The organism is bacterium (genome assembly GCA_035530055.1).
In the GTDB taxonomy this organism is placed as follows: Bacteria; UBA6262; WVXT01; order WVXT01; family WVXT01; genus WVXT01.
In genome coordinates, this window is the sequence record DATKVN010000074.1 from 1 (window position 1) to 18,269 (window position 18,269).

General features: G+C 40.9%; 16 protein-coding genes. 3 read left to right on the plus strand and 13 right to left on the minus strand.

The annotated features are described in order from the left end of the window. Positions 1-106: 106 nt before the first annotated feature. The 8 genes from VMW39_05730 to VMW39_05765 all read right to left on the minus strand — a co-directional run bounded on the left by VMW39_05730 (position 107) and on the right by VMW39_05765 (position 11,807). On the minus strand, positions 107-3,169 hold the full coding sequence (locus VMW39_05730; GenBank protein ID HUW23512.1) for an efflux RND transporter permease subunit: 3,063 nt from the start codon (positions 3,167-3,169) through the stop codon (positions 107-109). A 48-nt stretch (positions 3,170-3,217) separates the two neighbouring features. Continuing rightward, positions 3,218-4,132: an efflux RND transporter periplasmic adaptor subunit gene (locus VMW39_05735; protein HUW23513.1), complete on the minus strand. Its 915-nt coding sequence runs from the start codon at positions 4,130-4,132 to the stop codon at positions 3,218-3,220. Between the two features lie 272 nt (positions 4,133-4,404). Beyond that, positions 4,405-5,736: a TolC family protein gene (locus VMW39_05740; GenBank protein ID HUW23514.1), complete on the minus strand. Its 1,332-nt coding sequence runs from the start codon at positions 5,734-5,736 to the stop codon at positions 4,405-4,407. Positions 5,737-5,910: 174 nt separating this feature from the next. After that, the gene (locus tag VMW39_05745) at positions 5,911-7,299 is read right to left on the minus strand and encodes an HD-GYP domain-containing protein (GenBank protein ID HUW23515.1); all 1,389 of its coding nucleotides are present in this window, start codon (positions 7,297-7,299) and stop codon (positions 5,911-5,913) included. A gap of 137 nt (positions 7,300-7,436) precedes the next feature. Further along, a complete protein-coding gene (locus tag VMW39_05750; GenBank protein HUW23516.1) occupies positions 7,437-9,665 on the minus strand; it encodes a HEAT repeat domain-containing protein in 2,229 nt (742 codons plus the stop codon). 114 nt (positions 9,666-9,779) lie between these two features. Further along, a complete protein-coding gene (locus VMW39_05755; protein HUW23517.1) occupies positions 9,780-10,127 on the minus strand; it encodes a hypothetical protein in 348 nt (115 codons plus the stop codon). 16 nt (positions 10,128-10,143) lie between these two features. Beyond that, positions 10,144-11,328: a cation:proton antiporter gene (locus tag VMW39_05760; GenBank protein ID HUW23518.1), complete on the minus strand. Its 1,185-nt coding sequence runs from the start codon at positions 11,326-11,328 to the stop codon at positions 10,144-10,146. A 20-nt stretch (positions 11,329-11,348) separates the two neighbouring features. Then, the gene (locus tag VMW39_05765) at positions 11,349-11,807 is read right to left on the minus strand and encodes a PTS sugar transporter subunit IIA (protein HUW23519.1); all 459 of its coding nucleotides are present in this window, start codon (positions 11,805-11,807) and stop codon (positions 11,349-11,351) included. A gap of 199 nt (positions 11,808-12,006) precedes the next feature. Here VMW39_05765 and VMW39_05770 point away from each other — a divergent pair, with 199 nt between their 5' ends. The 3 genes from VMW39_05770 (at position 12,007) to VMW39_05780 (ending at position 14,045) form a co-directional block, all read left to right on the plus strand. Continuing rightward, positions 12,007-12,339, plus strand: a complete 333-nt coding sequence (locus tag VMW39_05770) for a hypothetical protein (protein ID HUW23520.1) — start codon at positions 12,007-12,009, stop codon at positions 12,337-12,339. Between the two features lie 71 nt (positions 12,340-12,410). Beyond that, positions 12,411-12,746 (plus strand): hypothetical protein, encoded by a 336-nt coding sequence (locus tag VMW39_05775; GenBank protein ID HUW23521.1) that lies wholly within the window; start codon positions 12,411-12,413, stop codon positions 12,744-12,746. 111 nt (positions 12,747-12,857) lie between these two features. After that, positions 12,858-14,045: a cation:proton antiporter gene (locus VMW39_05780; protein HUW23522.1), complete on the plus strand. Its 1,188-nt coding sequence runs from the start codon at positions 12,858-12,860 to the stop codon at positions 14,043-14,045. A 112-nt stretch (positions 14,046-14,157) separates the two neighbouring features. On the opposite strand, the gene VMW39_05785 is transcribed toward VMW39_05780, so the two are convergent. The 5 genes from VMW39_05785 to budA form a co-directional block, all read right to left on the minus strand. Next, complete coding sequence (locus VMW39_05785) at positions 14,158-15,090, minus strand: hypothetical protein (GenBank protein ID HUW23523.1); 933 nt, start codon at positions 15,088-15,090, stop codon at positions 14,158-14,160. Between the two features lie 78 nt (positions 15,091-15,168). Beyond that, positions 15,169-15,405, minus strand: coding sequence for a GIY-YIG nuclease family protein (locus VMW39_05790; protein ID HUW23524.1), 237 nt, complete (start codon positions 15,403-15,405; stop codon positions 15,169-15,171). A 68-nt stretch (positions 15,406-15,473) separates the two neighbouring features. Further along, on the minus strand, positions 15,474-16,517 hold the full coding sequence (locus tag VMW39_05795) for a KamA family radical SAM protein (GenBank protein HUW23525.1): 1,044 nt from the start codon (positions 16,515-16,517) through the stop codon (positions 15,474-15,476). A gap of 67 nt (positions 16,518-16,584) precedes the next feature. Further along, positions 16,585-17,430 carry a hypothetical protein gene (locus VMW39_05800; protein ID HUW23526.1) on the minus strand — a complete coding sequence of 282 codons (846 nt, stop codon included), beginning with the start codon at positions 17,428-17,430 and terminating at the stop codon, positions 16,585-16,587. A 25-nt stretch (positions 17,431-17,455) separates the two neighbouring features. Further along, the gene (gene budA / locus VMW39_05805) at positions 17,456-18,178 is read right to left on the minus strand and encodes an acetolactate decarboxylase (protein HUW23527.1); all 723 of its coding nucleotides are present in this window, start codon (positions 18,176-18,178) and stop codon (positions 17,456-17,458) included. Positions 18,179-18,269: the final 91 nt, after the last annotated feature.

Consider the following 18,269-nt stretch of genomic DNA (forward strand, 5'->3'; position numbering starts at 1 on the left):
TCTAAAAAGTTGTGAGTAGTGTAGCCCTTTATGGGCGTAATTTTTACGGGGATAAACCTTTGGGCGACCATAAAGGTCGCCCCTACGCGACCAATTTACTAATTTATCACTTTTCGAACATACTGTAAAGAGCAGGAATAACTATCAGCGTAAGGATAGTGCCAACCAGCAATCCACCTATTATAGAGATAGCCACCACCGAGCGCGCTGCCGAACCTTCAGCACGGCTAAGAGCCAGAGGAAACATTCCCAGAACAGTAGTAGAGGCAGTCATTATAATTGGACGTAACCTGGTTGCTGCTCCCTCGACAATTGCCTCCATTTTTTCCATTCCTTTCTTGCGCAATTGATTAATGTAATCAATCATAACTATAGCATTATTTACTATGATTCCGGTAAGGATAATTACCCCCATACCTGAGGGAAGACTAAGATTCTTTCCGCTAAGGATCATACCCAGGATAACTCCAATTATCGCCAGGGGAACAGTGAACATAATAACCAATGGCTGGGTAAAAGACTCAAATTGTGCTGCCATAATCATAAAAACTAAAAGCACTGCTAAAATAAGTATCTGACCCAAACTTATGAAGGTCTCTCGCATCTTCTCCGCCTGTCCTCCATAGTCAACAAAGTACCCTTCCGGGAAAGATATTCTCCTCACCTTACTTTTTATATCCCTCATCGCGCCGGACAAGGGTCTACCACTGAGATTGGCAGTCAACGAGACCATTCTTTTCTGGTTCTCTCGATCCAACCTTATCGGCCCTCTAGCCTCCCGAATCTCGGCAACATCTTTCAAACGGATAAGTATTCCCGGGGGAGAAGGAAGAACTATATTCTCAATCTCCCTGAGACTCTCTCTGCCTTTTTCATCAAGAGAGACGCGGATATTGACTTCTTCGCCTCCCTGGCGAAACATCGTAGCCACTTTTCCCTGAATCGCTGTTTGCAATGTAGAGGCAATTTGACTGACAGCCAATCCCGCCTGGGACGCACGGCGACGGTCGATTATAAGTTGTAATTCTGGCCTTCCTTTCTCCAACGAACTCCCTAAATCATAGACTCCCTTAATCTTACCTATTGCTCCCATAACTGATGTGGAAATCCCCTCAAGAATCCCCAGATCTTTGCCAAAGAGTTTAAGTTCGATAGCAGCCTGCCGGGTTCCTCCTCCCGTAATTATGGACTGGGACATATCTATAGATTCGTATTCCGCTCCCTCTATCGGAGGAAGTTGAGCGCGAACGTCATCAATAATCTCTTTGGAAATACGTTTTCTCTTCAACTTATCTTCCAAGCGAATGAAAATTTCTGCCTCGTTCACCCCTGCTGACCCCATCCCAAAGGCTGCATCCTGTTTTGTTGCCTCGGAGAGGCCAGTAAAAGCACCTACACTCTGCACGCCCTCCTCTGCCAGAACAATATCCTCAATTTTTCTGACCACTCTATCGGTCTCCTCCAAATTGGTTCCCACAGGCATCTTCACCATAAAGAAAGCCATATTAATATCTATATCAGGAAAAAACTCCTTCCCCATAAAGGGAATTAGACACAGACTCAATAGAAATAAGATGATTGCCCAGGAGACTATTCCTTTGCGACGAGCCAATATCTTGCCCAAAAATCCTTTATATCTCTCTCGAAAATAGCCATAAGTTCTCCTGCCAAAACTAACCTCGTAACCTTTAGATGAACCTGCCTTGAAAATCCTGGAAGCCATCATTGGCACCAGAGTCAGGGCTACAAACAAGGAAGCGACCAGGGCAAAAGAGATAGTTAAAGCCATCTGAGTAAAAAGCTTCCCGGCAATTCCTTTTATGAATAAAAGCGGTAGAAAGACCGCCACCGTGGTGAGGGTTGAGGTGGTAATGGCTTTCGCCACTTCAGTGGCTCCTGATTTAGCCGAAATCCTGGGGTCTTCACCGAGGCTCAAATGACGAAAAGTGTTCTCAATTACCACAATCGCATTGTCCACAATCATCCCCACTCCCAGAGCAATTCCAATCATAGTAACAAAGTTTAGCGTGTAGCCCAGAAAGTATAGAGGAATAAAAGTGGCTATCAAAGAGAGAGGAATTGCTAACGCTATGGCAACTGTTGGATAGAGGCTGCGCAAGAAAAGAAAGAGAATGCCAATCGCCAGAAGACCACCTACGAGAGCATTGGAGCCCGTCACCTTAAGGATTCTCTTTATCATCCGGGACTGGTCGAAAACAGAGTAGTACTTTATATCTTGGGGAAGTCTCCCTTTCAACTCCTTAACTGCTCTATTCACGCCATTGGAAACTGCCACGGTGTTGGCTCCTGATTCTTTATTCACTATAACCAGCACACTATTCTGTTTATTAGTACGAGCGTAACTGCGTATTTCTCGATGCGCGTCAGAAACCGCGGCAATATCCTTCAAATATATGGGAACATTACCTCTGAGCGCAATCACAGTGTTCTTGATCTCATCAACAGATTCAAATTCGCCCACAGTGCGCAGAAGATACTCCTGGTAGCCTGATTTGAGGTGACCGCCTGGGAGGTTGAGATTTTCCAAGGAAAGTTTCTGGCTGACCTCTTCTAAGGAGAGGCCGAGAGACTCCAGCTTCTTCCCATCAACCTCCACTCTTATTTCTCTCTCCTTTCCTCCCCAGACCATTGCCGAAGCAACTCCGTCTACCTGTTCCAGACGTTCCTTAAACACATCTTTAACCAGCTGGCGAAGGCTCCTCATGTCCCTCTCGCCCACAATTCCATACATCATTATGGGCATCATAGAAGGGTCAAACTTCACAACTATCGGCTTATCCATGTCCTCGGGAAGAAAGTCACTAATCATATCCAGCCTATCACGTATATCCTGAGCTAAAAGTTCCAGATTAGCGCCCCACTCAAACTCCACCATTACCGCAGATAAGCCCTCCTGAGAAAAAGACGTAACCTTTTTCACATTCTTTACAGTGGCCACCACCTCCTCGATAGGCTTAGTTACTATAGTTTCCATCTCTTCAGAAGCCACGCCTTCGTAAGTAGTAACTACTGACATCACGGGATAGGTTATATCGGGCATTAAGTCGAGCCCCAGATTGCTCAAAGAAATAACACCAACCACTACAACAATTAGAATGAGCATGGTTATAGTTACCGGGCGTTCAACAGAAAATTCAGGTAGCCTCATCAGATCCCTCCAAAAATGGGGTCAACTCTGTTTTTTCCAGCAGCTTCATCAGATGCCTTCTACTTCTACTTTTGCTCCATCTATCAAGCCGTAATTGCCTTCAATTACCACACTCTCCCCTTCACTTAATCCCTCAACAATCTCTATTTTTTCTTCATCGCTAATGCCAGTCTTGACCTCTCTTAATTTAGCACGATCGTCCTCAACAGTAAACAGAATCGTCCTCCCTTCTTTTTCCAGGACGGAAATTCTGGGCACAACCAATACATTACTATGTTCATTATAGATTATCTCTACATCAGCAAACATTCCCGGCTTCAACCTATGATCCTTATTCTCAATTTCCAGCTCAACCTTCAGTTTTCTACTCCTGAGGTCCACCGCGGGAGCAACTTTCACCACTCTACCCAGAAAATTTTCTTCCGGGTAGGCATCCACAGAGACGCGCACCTTCTCTCCTTTTCTCAATTTGGTAATATCTTTCTCTCCCACATTCACTACTATCTTAACTTTATCCATATAGGCAATATTGACAACAGGCTCTTGAGGCATCGGTTCCTGGGGGATGACTGAGTCGCCTATATCCACATAGTATCTGATTACTGTGCCCTCAATAGGCGATTTTACCTCTGCCTTTGTAAATCCTAAAGCAGGTTCATCACGGTCGATTAGAGCAACAATTTCACCCTTCTTAACACTATCTCCTTCTTCCTTAATTTTCTTAATTAACTTTCCCGAAACCCTGGTATAGACGTCCACCTCCCTCAATCCCCGAATATCGCCATTAAGAGATATTATCTCTTCTATATCTCCTTTTCCTGCCTGAACAGTCTTAATTGGAGTGACTTTTTCTTCCACAGACTCCTTTATGTTTCTTTTTGCCATGTTATACTTTACTATCCTATAGGCAACCATACCAACAACCAGTAATACCAGGATAAGTACCACTCTTTTTCCTTTCAATTCTCATCTCCTTTCGCTTCGCTCAATCCGACCGGGGTTCTCACCATCTCGAACCCGTCGCCAGACTTGTCGCTCCTTATGTGACCTCCTACTTCCGCTAAAGCGGAAGCTGGAGTAGTCCCGATGAATCGGGACGTTATAATTGCGAAGCTTCGCTTCGCTACTCCTAAATCTTTCCGGAGTGTCCCGACTTGTCGGGACAGCGTAAAGCTCTCGCTTTACACTCCATTATATGTGCTAAAGCACATAGCTTCCTGACAAATGTGAACCCATTACTGATATTTACCAACAGCTTTATCCAGAAAAGCGCTAGCAACGTTATAATCGTAGAGCGCCTGAAAATAATCGGTCTCAGCCTGAGTGAGAGAAAGCTGAGCATCACGCAGTTCAATTTCAGACATTAGGCCTTGCCTGTACCTCTCCTCAGCAATTCTCAGATTCGCCCGCGCCAGCTTAACATTCTCTTCCTGTGCTTCAATCCGTTCTCCAGCCTCTTCCATATCAAAAATAGCCTTTCTCACTTCCAGCTTTATTCTCTGTTCAACCTGATTTCTTAAAATTTCCACCTGCTCCAATCCCGCTCTTGCCTGCTTAATTCTTCCCAGATCAGAAAGACCGCTAAACAGCGGAAAGTTCAAAGCAAGAATTACGTTCCAGGTTCCGCCCCATTCCTCCCGATTATAAAACGGATTGGTATACTGATAGTTGGCCAGAAAATCTAAATTTGGCCGGTTCTCAGCCCTCACCAACTTAATAGAAACTTTACCCACCTCTTCTTGAATCATTAATTGCCTTATTTCGGACCTCTCTCGAAACGCTTTCCCCAGAGTGTCTTCCAAACTAACTTCTCTCTTCTCCCGAGGAAAGTCTCCTTTTACCTTCCAATCTTCTTCTAATCTCGCATTAAGCAAAAAAGACAACTCTTCTCTTGCCAACTTCAGATTATTCTTAGCCTTAATCAATTTTGTCTGATTATTAACCAACTGTACCTTGGCCCGGGAGACATCGTAATCAGAAACCCTCCCCTCTTTATACAGGGCACGAGTAGTCTTGTAATGAGAATCCGTTACATCTACTGCTTCCTTAGCAATTATTACGAACTGTCTGGCCAAGAGGAGATTATAAAAAGCTCTTTTCACCTCAAATATGAGATTATTTTTTACTTGTTTATATTCTTCATTAACCAACCTATAATTGAGCCTCGCCTGTTTATCCCCGTGGTATATCTTCCACCAGGCAAATAGAGGCTGTCTGAGAGTCAACTGTGTGCTATATAAATAGTCAGGCCCCAATTCGAAGGTCTGCTCGGAACCACCAAAGAAAACGCTCATTTTGGGTGACTCATTCAATCTGGTATAACTACCCGAAGCACTCAACGTTGGTAAGAAATTACCAAATGCTTCTTGCTTTCTCCCTTTTGATTCTATAATTTTCTTTTGCACAATTTTCAAATCCTGATTGTTAGCCAGAGCCAAATTTATACACCTTTCCAGAGTCAAAATCTCCTCGGCAAAAGCAACGCCAATTAGAACCTGTAAAGCAAGAGCAACTATGCCCAGCTTCCAACATAATCTACGAGCAGTCATCTTTGAGTTATTCCTCAAGATATTCCCTCCGGGACATTCATCCCATTAATCGAGCGATTGGAGTCCTTGCGAAAGCAAGGAATTCTTTTATCAATCCTCCCTTTCGGGAGGACTCCAAAAGTTCTGAGGTCTTTGCGAGAGCAAGGCTTTCCTCCCTTTTGGGAGGATTCCACCTTCTAATGTCTCTTGGAATTACAGATATTCGTCAGGGACAAGCCCAAACTGTTCAGGGTCTACCGACTCCTTAATCGAACGCCTGAAATTGCCTGTCTCAGGAGCTTTCTCTTCGAGGTTTATTTCCTGCGGCTTTTCTATCTTAGAACCATTACTATCAATAACTATTTTCACCCGGGGACGATAAGGGTCAGATGGATTTGTCTGGAAGACAAAACCAATCTCATTTGTGTCCAGTCTAACAAAAGTGCCCGGAGGATAGACGCCAATCAGTCTAATAAACTTCCTTAAAAGGACAGGTTCAAATTCTTTTCCTGAGGATTCTTCCATCTCTTTTATAGTCTTTTCAGGTGGAATCTCTTTGGCATAGTAGCGGTTGCTCCTCATAGCATCATATGTATCAGCTATACGAACCAGCATACTACCTAAATTCAACCCTCCTTTTCCTCGAGACACAACAGGATACCCGCTAAGATCGTATTTTATGTGATGCTCGAATGTAACTACATATGCCAGTTTACTTATGCCTGGGGTGTTCATCAATATTTTTGCCCCATCGGCAGGATGCAACTTTATCAATTCAAACTCCTCAGAAGTCAACTTGCCCGGTTTCTTAAGAACTTCCTCTGGAACCTTGAGTTTTCCCATATCATGTAATAGACCAGCTATTCCCAGGTCATTCAATGTCTGCCTGTCCAGACCCAATGCTTCACCCTGCACAAGAGTGAGGACAGCAACATTTACTGCGTGGCTAAAAGTATATTCATCGTGAGCCTTAAGAGAAGCCAGAGTTACCAAGGGCGTTCTATTCCTCTGAATACTGGCCACCATACTATTTATGGCAAACCGAGCTTTCTCTATATTTACTCTCTTTTTGAATTTGATATCCTCAACTATCCTTTTTATTGCGTCAACGGCATCCCTGTAAAATTCCTTAGCCTTAGCTTTAAATTCTTCACCATGTCCCAGTTCTGGTTGAGCTTCTTTAAGAGCTCCAATCTTTCCCAAAGTTATATTCTTAATCCCCTTAGAGGCTAACGCTTTAACTGGACCACCACTATTTTTGAGCTTTTCCTGTGCCATAGTCAAAACATCGATAAGCCCTAAGAATTCCTCATTTTTCAATCCCTTGAGAAACGTAATCTTCTCTATTTCTCTCTGCCGTAAGTCCCTGGTAAAACCATAAAGAGCTGCACTAATCTCGTGGAGAGCCATCCCCTCAAATATCAATTCATCTCCCATAACCGCTATATTTACCTCTTCTTTCTCTTCCAACAAAGTCTCTAAAATCTCGAAAGTCCTCATTAAAGAACGCATTATTATCGGATGCCCCGAAGGATAGATGGTCTTATTTCTGGTAGCATTAGTAAGATAAGTTATGAAATTTTCTACTAATCGCTCTTCCATACGCCCTCTCCATCAACCTTCTTCCTCAAGGTCTGGAATAGCAGAGCTTGCTCTGCGTTAACTAATCGCGAAACAAGTTTCGCTACTCCAAATAATTGGAGTAGCACCGCTTGCGGTGCGTTTACTTGCTCTGCGAACTACGAACTACGAACTACACCATGCTTTCGAATTAACCTCTCACACATTTGCCTGACAATCTTTCTCCTATATTTGGTTCCCTGTGCCAGAGCCTCCATAGCCTGTTCATTTCCTATCTTCTCCAGGGCAGTGGCAACTGCTATTCTCACCTCATCATTTCTACTTCTGGCAAAAATAGTCGATTTTCGAAGCAGTCGAACCAACCCGGGAACTGCCTCTCCAGCACCTATCTCTCCCAGCGCCTCAATCCCAGAAATAATCAGGTAATTTTTATGTCCAAAGGGATTTCTCTGAGCAATCAACTTCATTAAGAGAGGAACAGATTCTTTATTCCTCATAACGCCCAGATACTTGATAGCACCTCGCCTGACTTCTCCATCCGGGTCATCGGTCATAAGAGAAATTAATCTTAATGCTTCCCCCCCTCCTATGCTACTCAGAGCATAAACAACCTCTTTCCGAACGCGGGGATCCTTATGTTTAAGAGGGATATCCAAATAACGCACCGCCTTTTCCATCCCTATCTCTCTGAGAATCCTCACCATATTTCTCACCACATACCAGTTCTTGTCTGAAAACCTCCTGACAATTTCTGGAATTGCCTCTTCCCCTAAACCCACTATAACAGAGATAATCTTCTTTCTAAGTGAGCTATCAGTTTCTCTACCAAGTGCTTCCAGTAGAGGCACCACAGCAATTTCACCCATGTGAAGGAGAATGAAATGGATTGTCTCGTGTTTCTCCCTACCCCAATCGCGAAGCGCCGTAACCAGGTCATGCACAATTCCAATATCTCTCAGTTTTTCTAAAGCTTCCTTACAAGCGTTACGCTCTCCATCAGTCCTTCCCTTTTCCGGGCCAGCTTCCTCAATTAAGACTTCAATAATTTCCTTTGCTTTCTCATATCTCCCGGTAAGCAAAAAATCCATACCCGCCTTACCCAAATTTTTAGCAATCTCCACATAGTCACTAGATTCAGTCTCCAACCTGATTAAGTCCATAAGCACAGTCAAGGCCTGTTCCTCTATTTTTCTCTCATTAAGGGAATCTGTATACTCTTTTATCCCACTAATAGAGGAAATCTGTTCATTCAATTCTTTAAGCGCCTTTCTATACATCTCCGAAACGAACTCTTCAGTAGGTTTGGAAAGAAATAGATTTTCAATCAGCCGGCGCATATACAAGGGATCTTCCTTTCCAGACATATCAGCTAAACTATCCCCAAAAAGTGGAATTATTTCTCTTTTCCTCTCCTCCTCGGGTACAATCTTGTGGAAAAGATTCACTAAACGCTCCGTAACCCTACCCTCACCACTAACAGCCAGGGTCATCATCTCCACTATCACATAATTTGATAAATCGGGAATTATCTCTGTTACAACATCTATTTGTCCAGGTTCAATATCAATTTCTGCATCGATTAACTGTATTCTCAATTTCGGATTGAGATGGGATACGACCTCAGCCAATTTTTTTCTATGAACTTCCTTCTCCTGAGGAAGGTTCTTGAAAATATAGCTTCCTATACTATTAATAGTTTTCCTAACAGCAACTCCTCCCAGATTGCTCATACCCAGAGAACCTTTCGAAGCCACCCCCTCCAGGTAGGCAACCATCTTGTCCGGTTCCTCCTCCAGATGCAAGAGAAAATTATGTTCCACTTCACCCAACTTCAACCCACTATACAAGTCGAGGCTCCTTATCAAGTCAATCCATATCTCCTCATCACTTCTAACCTTCCCCGTTTCTGCTACTTCACCTATCTCTTCTCCAACACCGAGAACCTTCTGATAGTCAATTTCTACAATATCAATATGAGAAATTTTTCCCTCTTGACAGAGTCTTAAAAATCCTCCACTTTTCTGGAGCATCTTCGGTTCTGTAGAAGCAACTTCCAAAAACATCCTGAGCTCTTCCGCATTCAAATCCTTCTTAAAGGTAATGGAGGCTACTCCCCGCCTATGAAATTGGAGAGCGAAATCTCTAAATATCTCATTAGTCTTGTCCAGAAGCTGACCATCTACCAGAAGATTTTTTTGGGCTATCTCTAACTTAAATTCAGGAGATGCTTCAAGAACACCCTCCATAGTAGCATAGAGACGCTCCACAGAAGCCTTAATAGCAGGATGGGCAGAAGGGTAGATACCCATTGTCTTGATAGCCAGACTTAACTCTTTAATACATTTTTCCACTATAGGTCCTGCTTTGGATTCCTTCTCCTCGTCCATTCAAGAATTCCTCTTTTAATCCCTCCCCTCCGATGAAATCGGGGGACTCCAAAAATTGTGGAGTCCTTGCGAAAGCAAGGTCTTTTCCTCCCTTTCGGGAGGCATCCAGTCTTTTCACCTTTCCAAGGACTCATCTTCGGGTTTGACGACATTTTCCACTGGCACGGTAAACATAACTCCGGTTCCTGACTGAGTGAAATCGATTTTTACTTCTTCGAGTAACCTTTTGAGTTCAGAAACCAATTTCTTATCCTCAATCAAAGCAAGAATAGTCTTATTGTGTGCCCCTGTCTCTCCTAACATTTTCCTCAAGCCAGCAAATATGGGTACTTCGTAAGCGAGGTGATGCCCCATACCTTCGCTATCGAGCACGGTAGCTCTGGTTATTCCTGCTTCCACGAGAATAGAAAGAAGATCGTTCAAAAGGTCAATCTTGTTAAGTACAATTACCAAAAGTTCCATAACAATTCTCCTTCTGTCAGCCCTGTCCAATTTCCCCTGCTTTAGAAATCGCATACTTCACTCCCAAAGGGCCCAAAATTTCATGAATAATTGTAGTTGCTGTAATAATAGTAATAGTTATGGCTGCCAATTCTCCATAAATCCCGAATTCTCTCTGGACAATCATAGCCAGACCAATGGCTACTCCTGCTTGCGAAAGTAGAGCAAAGCCCAAATATTTTCGCAGATTCATTTCGGCTTTGGAAATATAAGCTCCCAAAGAAGCTCCACCAATTTTGCCAAAACCTCTCGCCAAAATATAGACAAGACCCAAAAGCCCCATCTTAGGAATTAGTCCCAACTGGAGATGAGCGCCAGCTAAAACAAAAAAAGCAACGTAAATAGGAATGGTTATCGACTGGATAGCCTCAAAAGTCCTCCTACCAGAAAGTGAGAACGTATTTGCCACAGTTATTCCCAAAACCATAGTAGCCAAAATTAGCGAAAAATTGAAGAGACCGGCCAAACCAGTACAGATTAAGATACCTCCCAGAGAATAAGTCAAGATCTCGTTTTTATCATATCTTCTTTTTACAACATAGGACAAAGCCAATCCCAATAAAACTCCCAGAACCACAGCACCTAAGATTCGAAGCAAGGGCCACTCCAAAACACTCTGCAGACTAACTCCCCTGCTCCCACCAATTGAGAACATAGCTAAAGCGCTGGCGAAACCATAAATTATAAGTGCTAAACCGTCATCCAGCCCGACTATAGCCAAAAGGGAAGTAGTTAAAGGTCCCTTCGCTTTAAATTCCTGAAGCACCACCACCGTGCCTGCAGGAGCAGTAGCCACACCAAGAGAGCCGAGAATTAGACTGAGAGCAAGATTATGGGTCAAAAGCCAGACTCCAAAAGTTATTAAAATAAACGTAGCTATAGCCTGTACAAACAGGATAGTGATAATTTTCCCGCCGAGTCTCTTCAATAACCCCCATCTCAATTCATTGCCGATAATAAAAGCAATTATTCCCAGGGCAAAATCGGTAATTATACCCATTCGCTCCAATAAATCGAGCCTAAATACGCCAAAGACAGAAGGTCCCAGAAAAATACCGACTATGAGATAACCCACCACCGCAGGAAATTTCAATCTATTAAGAATCTTACCCCCAATAACTCCCAGAACTAAAACTATGCCAATCAAAAATAGTATATCCATTGAAGGTAACATCCTCTTTTCTATTTCTCAAATTTATTAAAAATATCGATTATCTCAGCAGGGTTTTGGGCTTTAAGAAGCGATTCCCTGAAAGATTCTTCCTTCAATAATCTTGTTAAATGGGCAAGTAACACCAGGTATTCATCAAGTCCAGCCGTCTTGGGAGTCCCCATCAAAAATAACAGTCTCGCTTTCTTCCCATCCAGAGAATCAAACTCAACACCCAGTTCAGACTTGCCGAAGACGATTACAAAGCCGGTAACAGCATCAGTTCTGGCATGAGGAATAGCCACTCCCTCACCTATCCCTGTCGAAGTGAGTTTCTCTCGCTCCAGAACATCTTTGTGGAACATTTCATAGTTGGTTATCTCTTTAGCCTTACGAATGAAACTCCCCAATTCTCTGATTGCTTCATCCTTTCCTGTCGCTTTCAGGTTGAGGCAAATCATCTCCTCTTTTAGGTAATCTGAAATTCTCATGCCAGCTCCTCCTTTAAAAATAGAAACACATCCTAAAAATCAAACTTTTCCAAACCCCGCGGGTCCCTTGGAGATCATAGACCCTTCGCAATTTCATTAATTATATCAAAATCTACTTACACATTCAAGCAAAAACATAAAGGTTGATTTCAAAATAATAATTTGCTATAATCACAGAAAATTTGTGTGAGGATAGAAAGTGCCTAAATGTCATAAACATGGAAAATATTTTTCTGTGACTATTGCTCTCCTTTGTATAAGCATAGTTATATTTGGAGTTTATGATATAAATCGTTTACAAATGGCTCAAGTGAGTAGCGAAGGGAATTCGGAAAGATATGGCGAGGTAGAAAAAGAAATTGACAAAAATCCTGAATATGCTAAATACTATGAAAGCATTGCTTGTAGTTCTCCTTTAATTTTACCTCATTTCAATACGGTACTTCAAACTCATTCTTCTTTATCCTCCTTTTCTTGTAATTGCCTGTTTAAAGAAGTCCCAATCCGTGCACCTCCCTCTTTAAAGTCCTGATAAACAACATTCTAAATCGTAATAAATGATTGGCTTCCTAAGGTGTTAGGACTTGCCAGGGGGTGAAAATTATGTTATTAATAATAATGCACAATAATGAAAAATATTTACAAGAAATTTTCTCCATAATAAAAAAAGAAAAGATCGCTGATGTTAAAATCATAGAAAAGAAAGGACTTGGTTCGTCTTTTTCTGGGGAATCTAGTGACCTATTCAGCCTGACACGAGGACAGTTATTGTCTGAATACGACAAAGCACTTCTCTCAGTGGTAAAAGATAAGGATAGCTTGAATCATATCCTGAACTTCATCGACCAAGATCCAACGATAAAACTTCTTAATTTAGATAGCAAGGGGTTCATTTGCACCATTCCTTTCGATAGGATTACAGGCTTGGAAATAAAATAATGTACCTTAAAGCAATCCGGAAGGGACCAGATATAGGGTTTAGCGATGTTGAAAAGTACTGATAAAGGAACAATAGACAAAGTTTCGCGGAATTAAGTAGAGGGGTATCCAATGGACTTATTACTTCTAATTGGCGTAACTATAGCTCTGGGATTTATTGGTGGCAAGATTAGCAACAAGCTCAAATTCCCAGCAGTAATAGGTTACATCATAATCGGTGTCCTGCTAGGCCCTTCCCTTTTTGGTATCTTTGACTTAACTTTATTAAATCGAATGGGTATGATTAGTGATTTCGCTCTGGGATTAATTGCTTTTATCATTGGAGAAGAATTAAGACTGGGTATTTTAAGGAAAATGGGAAAAACAGTTATGAGTATACTTTTCGTAGAATCTATGTTCACATTTATTTTGATAGCTGTAGCAATTTACCTTTTGACTCGGGATGTTGCTCTCAGTTTGATTCTTGGCTCCTTAGGTGTAGCCACTGCGCCAGCAGGAACATTTATAGTATTACGGGAATACAAGGCGAAAGGGCCTTTATCCAATACACTCCTGGCAATAGTTGGTTTAGATGATGCCGTAGCAATTATAATCTATGGTTTTGCTAGTGCCTTAGCTAAACTTTCGATTAGCGGAAAAGAAAGAATCACTGTTCAGAATACTTTTCAGGGACCGTTGATTGAAATCGGAGGTGCTGTGGTTATAGGAATCATATTGGGAATAGTATTATCTTATGTAGCGAGAAAATTACACGAGAGAAACGAACTTTTGACAATATCTCTTGTAGCTATTCTTATTTGCACCGGGTTATCCAATATCTTTCATTTTTCGTCAATTTTAGCTAATTTGGTTTTGGGAATAACCACAGCCAATATATTCTTACTGACTGGCAAGAGAATTTTTGGAGCTATCGAAGGTATAGCCTCCCCCATTTATATTGCTTTCTTCGTTTTAGCTGGTGCACATCTCCAAATTGGGATAGTTCCTAAAATGGGATTATTAGGACTGATCTATATTTTGACCAGGTCTGTTGCCAAGATAGGAGGAGCCTCGTTAGGGGCCTATCTTTCAAAAGCCGAGAGGAATATACAGAAATATTTAGGTTTTGGGTTATTTACCCAGGCGGGGGTCGCCATTGGTTTAGCTATGGTTGTTCAGAGGGAGTTCGGGCTTTATGGAGAATTGGCAACTGTAGCCGTTACTACCATCACAGCAACTACAATTATCCTGGAAATCATTGGCCCGTTAGGAGTAAAATACGCAATTACCAAAGCGGGAGAAATAGGACAGGCAAAATAAAAACCTTCGCTTCACTTAATACTTTCCGACGTTCAGTCATATCAAAACCTACACCACTTAGCTACTTGCCTTACCAACAGTCAGAGGAAAAGTACCCTTTTGTTTGTTATTATTAAAATTCTTTATGCACTGCTTGGCTAATATATTCCGGGAGGTTATTGAACCCTTTATCTGCTATTTCTTTGAGTATGGGAGCCACTTGTATACTATATCTTTGGGAGATATTTACAGGGTCAAGTCCTGGCCATGCCCAACAAGAAGTATGAATAACGCCATCGACTACATAAGAAATGTTATCCAGAGTAGTAGGATGCATAGTTTCTATCGGGGACTGCCCTGGTGGATTGGAAATTAAATCGAGTAGCACAGCTCCTTTCTTAAAAAGTTTCAACATATCACGAGTAATTATAAACTCTTTCCCTCTCTTTTCCATAGGCCAGTTGATACCATTTACCAAAATATCCGTTCCTGAGATGTATTTTTGCATATTTTTAAAATCTCTTTTATTTAATACTTCTATTCGGGCAAATTTTCTGGCAGCACACTGGATTGCTCCCCAGGCAATATCGCCATATCCCATAACTTTAACTACACACTTTGAAGCATCTCCTCCCCATAACTGGAAACCTTTCTCCATACCCAAATAACCTGCCTGGTGTACTGCCTCTATCATACGACCGCCAAATGCATTTTTAATCTCTTCCATAGCAATGGTAATTATTTTGTATTTTTTCAACAAAGAACGTAAATGCGGATTCCCCGGAAGATGCATCATTGACATTATAACAGAACCTGGTTTCATCATAGACAATTCATCTTCTTTAGGCTCTTTAAGTCGCACAACTAAAGAACAGGAATAAACTTGCTTCGTTTCCACAATCTTAGCGCCTATCTGTTCATAGTCACTATCTTTTATCCCTATTCCTTCACCAGCACCTTTTTCAACATAAATAGTGTGTTTTAGAACAATCTCTTTTAGTTCTGTTGGTCTTAAGATTACCCTTTTTTCGTTAGACCTATTTTCACATGCTATACCTATATCCATTTTTAATGAGTACATCACCCAGCACTAATTGGCAAATTAGTGTTGGGTGATAAGTACGAATTAAACCCAGCACTAATTTTATATTCTTAAAGAACGCTTGAAGCGATTCTTAAGATGATTCCTCGCTTGTCCATAGTGTTTCAACTTTCTTTCTCTTTCTCTCGCATGTAATTCTGAAAGATAAGCTTCATAATATATAAGCTTCCATCTGCAATTATTGTTACAATGTTCCTTGAGACGCCTCTTTAAATTATTAGTATATCCATAATAAATTTCATTGGTTTTATCATTTTTTAAAACATATATATAATACATAATAAAATTAGTGCTGGGTCAAGTTCGGCTAACAAAGTTATGTTCATTACATTCCATAACTTTGAGCTTCACTTTACATCATCATAATGGAACGTTCTATTCTCAAAACTCTTTAATTTGTAACGTCTGTCTTTATATTCAATAATGTAGTTAGGAAGCAGAGGAGTCTTTCCGCCACCATGTTCAAGGTCTAATATAAGATGAGGCACAGCTATTCCAGAAGTATATCCTATCAAATTTCTCATAATCTCCAGGGCTCTTTCTACACTAACCCGGAAATGGTATGTGCCTTTTACCGCATCAGGAATGTAAAGGTAGTAAGGTCTAATTCGCATCATTAGTAATCCTTCAAAAAGCCTCTTTAAAGTATGCGAATCATCGTTAACTCCCGCCAATAAAACCGCCTGGTTCCCCAAGACAACACCACTATCAGCAAGCATATTACATGCTTTTATGCTTTCTTTTGTTATTTCTTGAGAATGGTTAAAATGCGTATTGAAATATATAGGAGAGTATTTCTTTAACATCCCGCAAAATTTAGGCGTAATCCGTTGCGGCAATATGCACGGGGTACGGCTATCTATTCTAATAATCTGTACATGTTTTATTCTTCTAAGATTTCTAAGATAGAATTCTATTCTTTTATCGTCCAAAAAGAGAGGGTCTCCACCGGAAATAATAACATCTCTCACAGCCTTATGTCTTTTTATGTAACGAAAGGCTTCTTGGGCACCCTTTCCTTCCAAAACTTTTTCTTTTATTCCTACTTTTCTTTTCCTTGTACAGAAACGACAATACCCCGTGCACAAATTAGTCGCCAGTAACAAAACCCGATCTTTGTATCTGTGGATTAAACTTTCAATAGGCGAATATTTCTCTTCGAAAAGTGGGTCCTTTTCACCCGCCCGCAATTCAATTTCCAACGCATCAGGAATACACTGTTTCCATATAGGGCCATTTTTCTTCCTGATTAGACTTAAATAATAAGGGTTTATTTTCATAGGATATTTTTTGATTACTTTATTGATTTTCTTTTTGTTTACTTTAACACGTTTGCTAAGAGCAGCAGTATCTATAATACTTTTTGAGACAATTTTTTGCCATTTTTCCATAGGTCCTCCTTTCAAAAAATGGGGTCAACTCTATTTTATTTTTTCTCTTTCCCAAAAGGGGTCAGAGTCATTTTTGTTGAGAGTCATTAATAACATTCCGTAATTCTTTCAGATTAATAAAACGCCCATACTTTTTCAATAAAGAAATTTTCTCTTCAATATTTTTAATCTCATCTGAAGATGTGTATTCATAGGTATGGGTTAACACAGAAACTATGATATCATGGGAGTCTTTCATCGACTTCTCCCTCAAATCAAAAGCAGTCTCCTCTACAATTTCAGGTGTGGACTTTTCAAAATAGAGATAGTGCCCTTTCGATGTTCCCACAGGAATCTCGTAAACACCAGAATCCCCTACTTTTCGATAGTCCTGGTAACTCATTTGATAAAGCGATGTCGGAGCTCCTCTCCAATCAGATACCAGACTTCTGCTATCTTTCATATATCTTCCCGGTTCACAGGAGAAATCAAAACACAAACCATTCTTTTCCAAAATAGGGATTAAGTTGCTGGAAAAGGCAAGGTATCCTCCCCGATAAGCACAAACATTCAATCCCTGCTTTCGCAATGCACCAACCTGCCCGGAAATCACCTTTTTCATTCTCGAACTATCCTGAAAATAGTATGCTTTGTGTGGGTCATCCTCATGAGGGTGAATACCGATATCGCCGCCATTTTCAATAATTTGTCTCCAAAACTTCATAAAAGGTTTATCAAGAAAAAACTTCCGCGCTCTTGGTGAAGTATGGACGAAATGAATAAACCGCCCTTTCAAATTACGTCTCGCTACTTCTATTTCCTGCTCGATTAAACCTTGCATAACTCCCACATTGGGAAGTCTTTTGTCCTCAAGTAAATCAACATCAAAATATTCTTTCCAATCTCCATCTATAGTAAAAATAAGATATAGCATAATTTGTTAAATCTACCTTAATAAACTAACCACTCTCTGACAATGCCATATGAAATTCGGGAGTATAGTCGATTTCAATTTTTACATTTTCCATCTGGCACTCGAGTAAATGTCCTCCCATCCTTTTATCTTTAGTGATAAAATGGAAGTGATACCCGGGAACATTGATTTCTTCCAGATAAGCTGGGCACCAAAATCCTACCAAAGTCCCTTCTACATCATCAAATTCAAATATTATCTGATTTTTAACCACTTCGCTAAACTGGGGATATGGCTTATCTTGCCTGGGGATATTTCTTGCCTTTACATACTCGAAAGTACCTTCTATCTTAATAGCGTAGAAAATGTCTTTTGCAGGAAATAAATTGTCTAAATATTGTTGCAATTGCTTATAATCAGAAGCCTTGTCTAACAATACTGATTTATCGGGTTGGAAAAAAGTTACTACAGCAAATGGTGTCTTCATCGAATCATCAACGGGATAGGCTATGCCATCCGCCTTTATTCGATAGAATTTACCCCCCAGGGCAAACAACTCTCCGTCAAGTGCATCAAAAGTACCTATCCCAAAGTCACCATGCTGCTTTAATTCTCCATAGGTTATCTCTCCATCATAGTCTGCTCGAAAGATAGCATTCATAGTTGACACCTGGAAAAGGACATCCTTATTTTCTGGCAAACATGAACATCCGGATATAGCTATAACCAAAGATGTTACCACCAATAAATAGCGAATAATTTTCATCATTCCTTCTCCTTAATATTTAGTATTTCAGCTAACTCAAAATAACCAGACTTGTTTCGTTTATCCTGTCTGTTGCCCAAACTCTCCCAAATAA

Excerpts from the sequence above, each read along its gene's own strand:
- VMW39_05730 (HUW23512.1), bottom strand. The coding sequence starts at position 3,169 with ATGAGGCTACCTGAATTTTCTGTTGAACGCCCGGTAACTATAACCATG.
- VMW39_05745 (HUW23515.1), bottom strand. The coding sequence starts at position 7,299 with ATGGAAGAGCGATTAGTAGAAAATTTCATAACTTATCTTACTAATGCT.
- VMW39_05750 (HUW23516.1), bottom strand. The coding sequence starts at position 9,665 with ATGGACGAGGAGAAGGAATCCAAAGCAGGACCTATAGTGGAAAAATGT.
- VMW39_05755 (HUW23517.1), bottom strand. The coding sequence starts at position 10,127 with ATGGAACTTTTGGTAATTGTACTTAACAAGATTGACCTTTTGAACGAT.
- VMW39_05760 (HUW23518.1), bottom strand. The coding sequence starts at position 11,328 with ATGGATATACTATTTTTGATTGGCATAGTTTTAGTTCTGGGAGTTATT.
- VMW39_05765 (HUW23519.1), bottom strand. The coding sequence starts at position 11,807 with ATGAGAATTTCAGATTACCTAAAAGAGGAGATGATTTGCCTCAACCTG.
- VMW39_05775 (HUW23521.1), top strand. The coding sequence starts at position 12,411 with ATGTTATTAATAATAATGCACAATAATGAAAAATATTTACAAGAAATT.
- VMW39_05780 (HUW23522.1), top strand. The coding sequence starts at position 12,858 with ATGGACTTATTACTTCTAATTGGCGTAACTATAGCTCTGGGATTTATT.
- VMW39_05785 (HUW23523.1), bottom strand. The coding sequence starts at position 15,090 with ATGGATATAGGTATAGCATGTGAAAATAGGTCTAACGAAAAAAGGGTA.
- VMW39_05790 (HUW23524.1), bottom strand. The coding sequence starts at position 15,405 with ATGTATTATATATATGTTTTAAAAAATGATAAAACCAATGAAATTTAT.
- VMW39_05795 (HUW23525.1), bottom strand. The coding sequence starts at position 16,517 with ATGGAAAAATGGCAAAAAATTGTCTCAAAAAGTATTATAGATACTGCT.
- VMW39_05800 (HUW23526.1), bottom strand. The coding sequence starts at position 17,430 with ATGCTATATCTTATTTTTACTATAGATGGAGATTGGAAAGAATATTTT.
- budA (HUW23527.1), bottom strand. The coding sequence starts at position 18,178 with ATGATGAAAATTATTCGCTATTTATTGGTGGTAACATCTTTGGTTATA.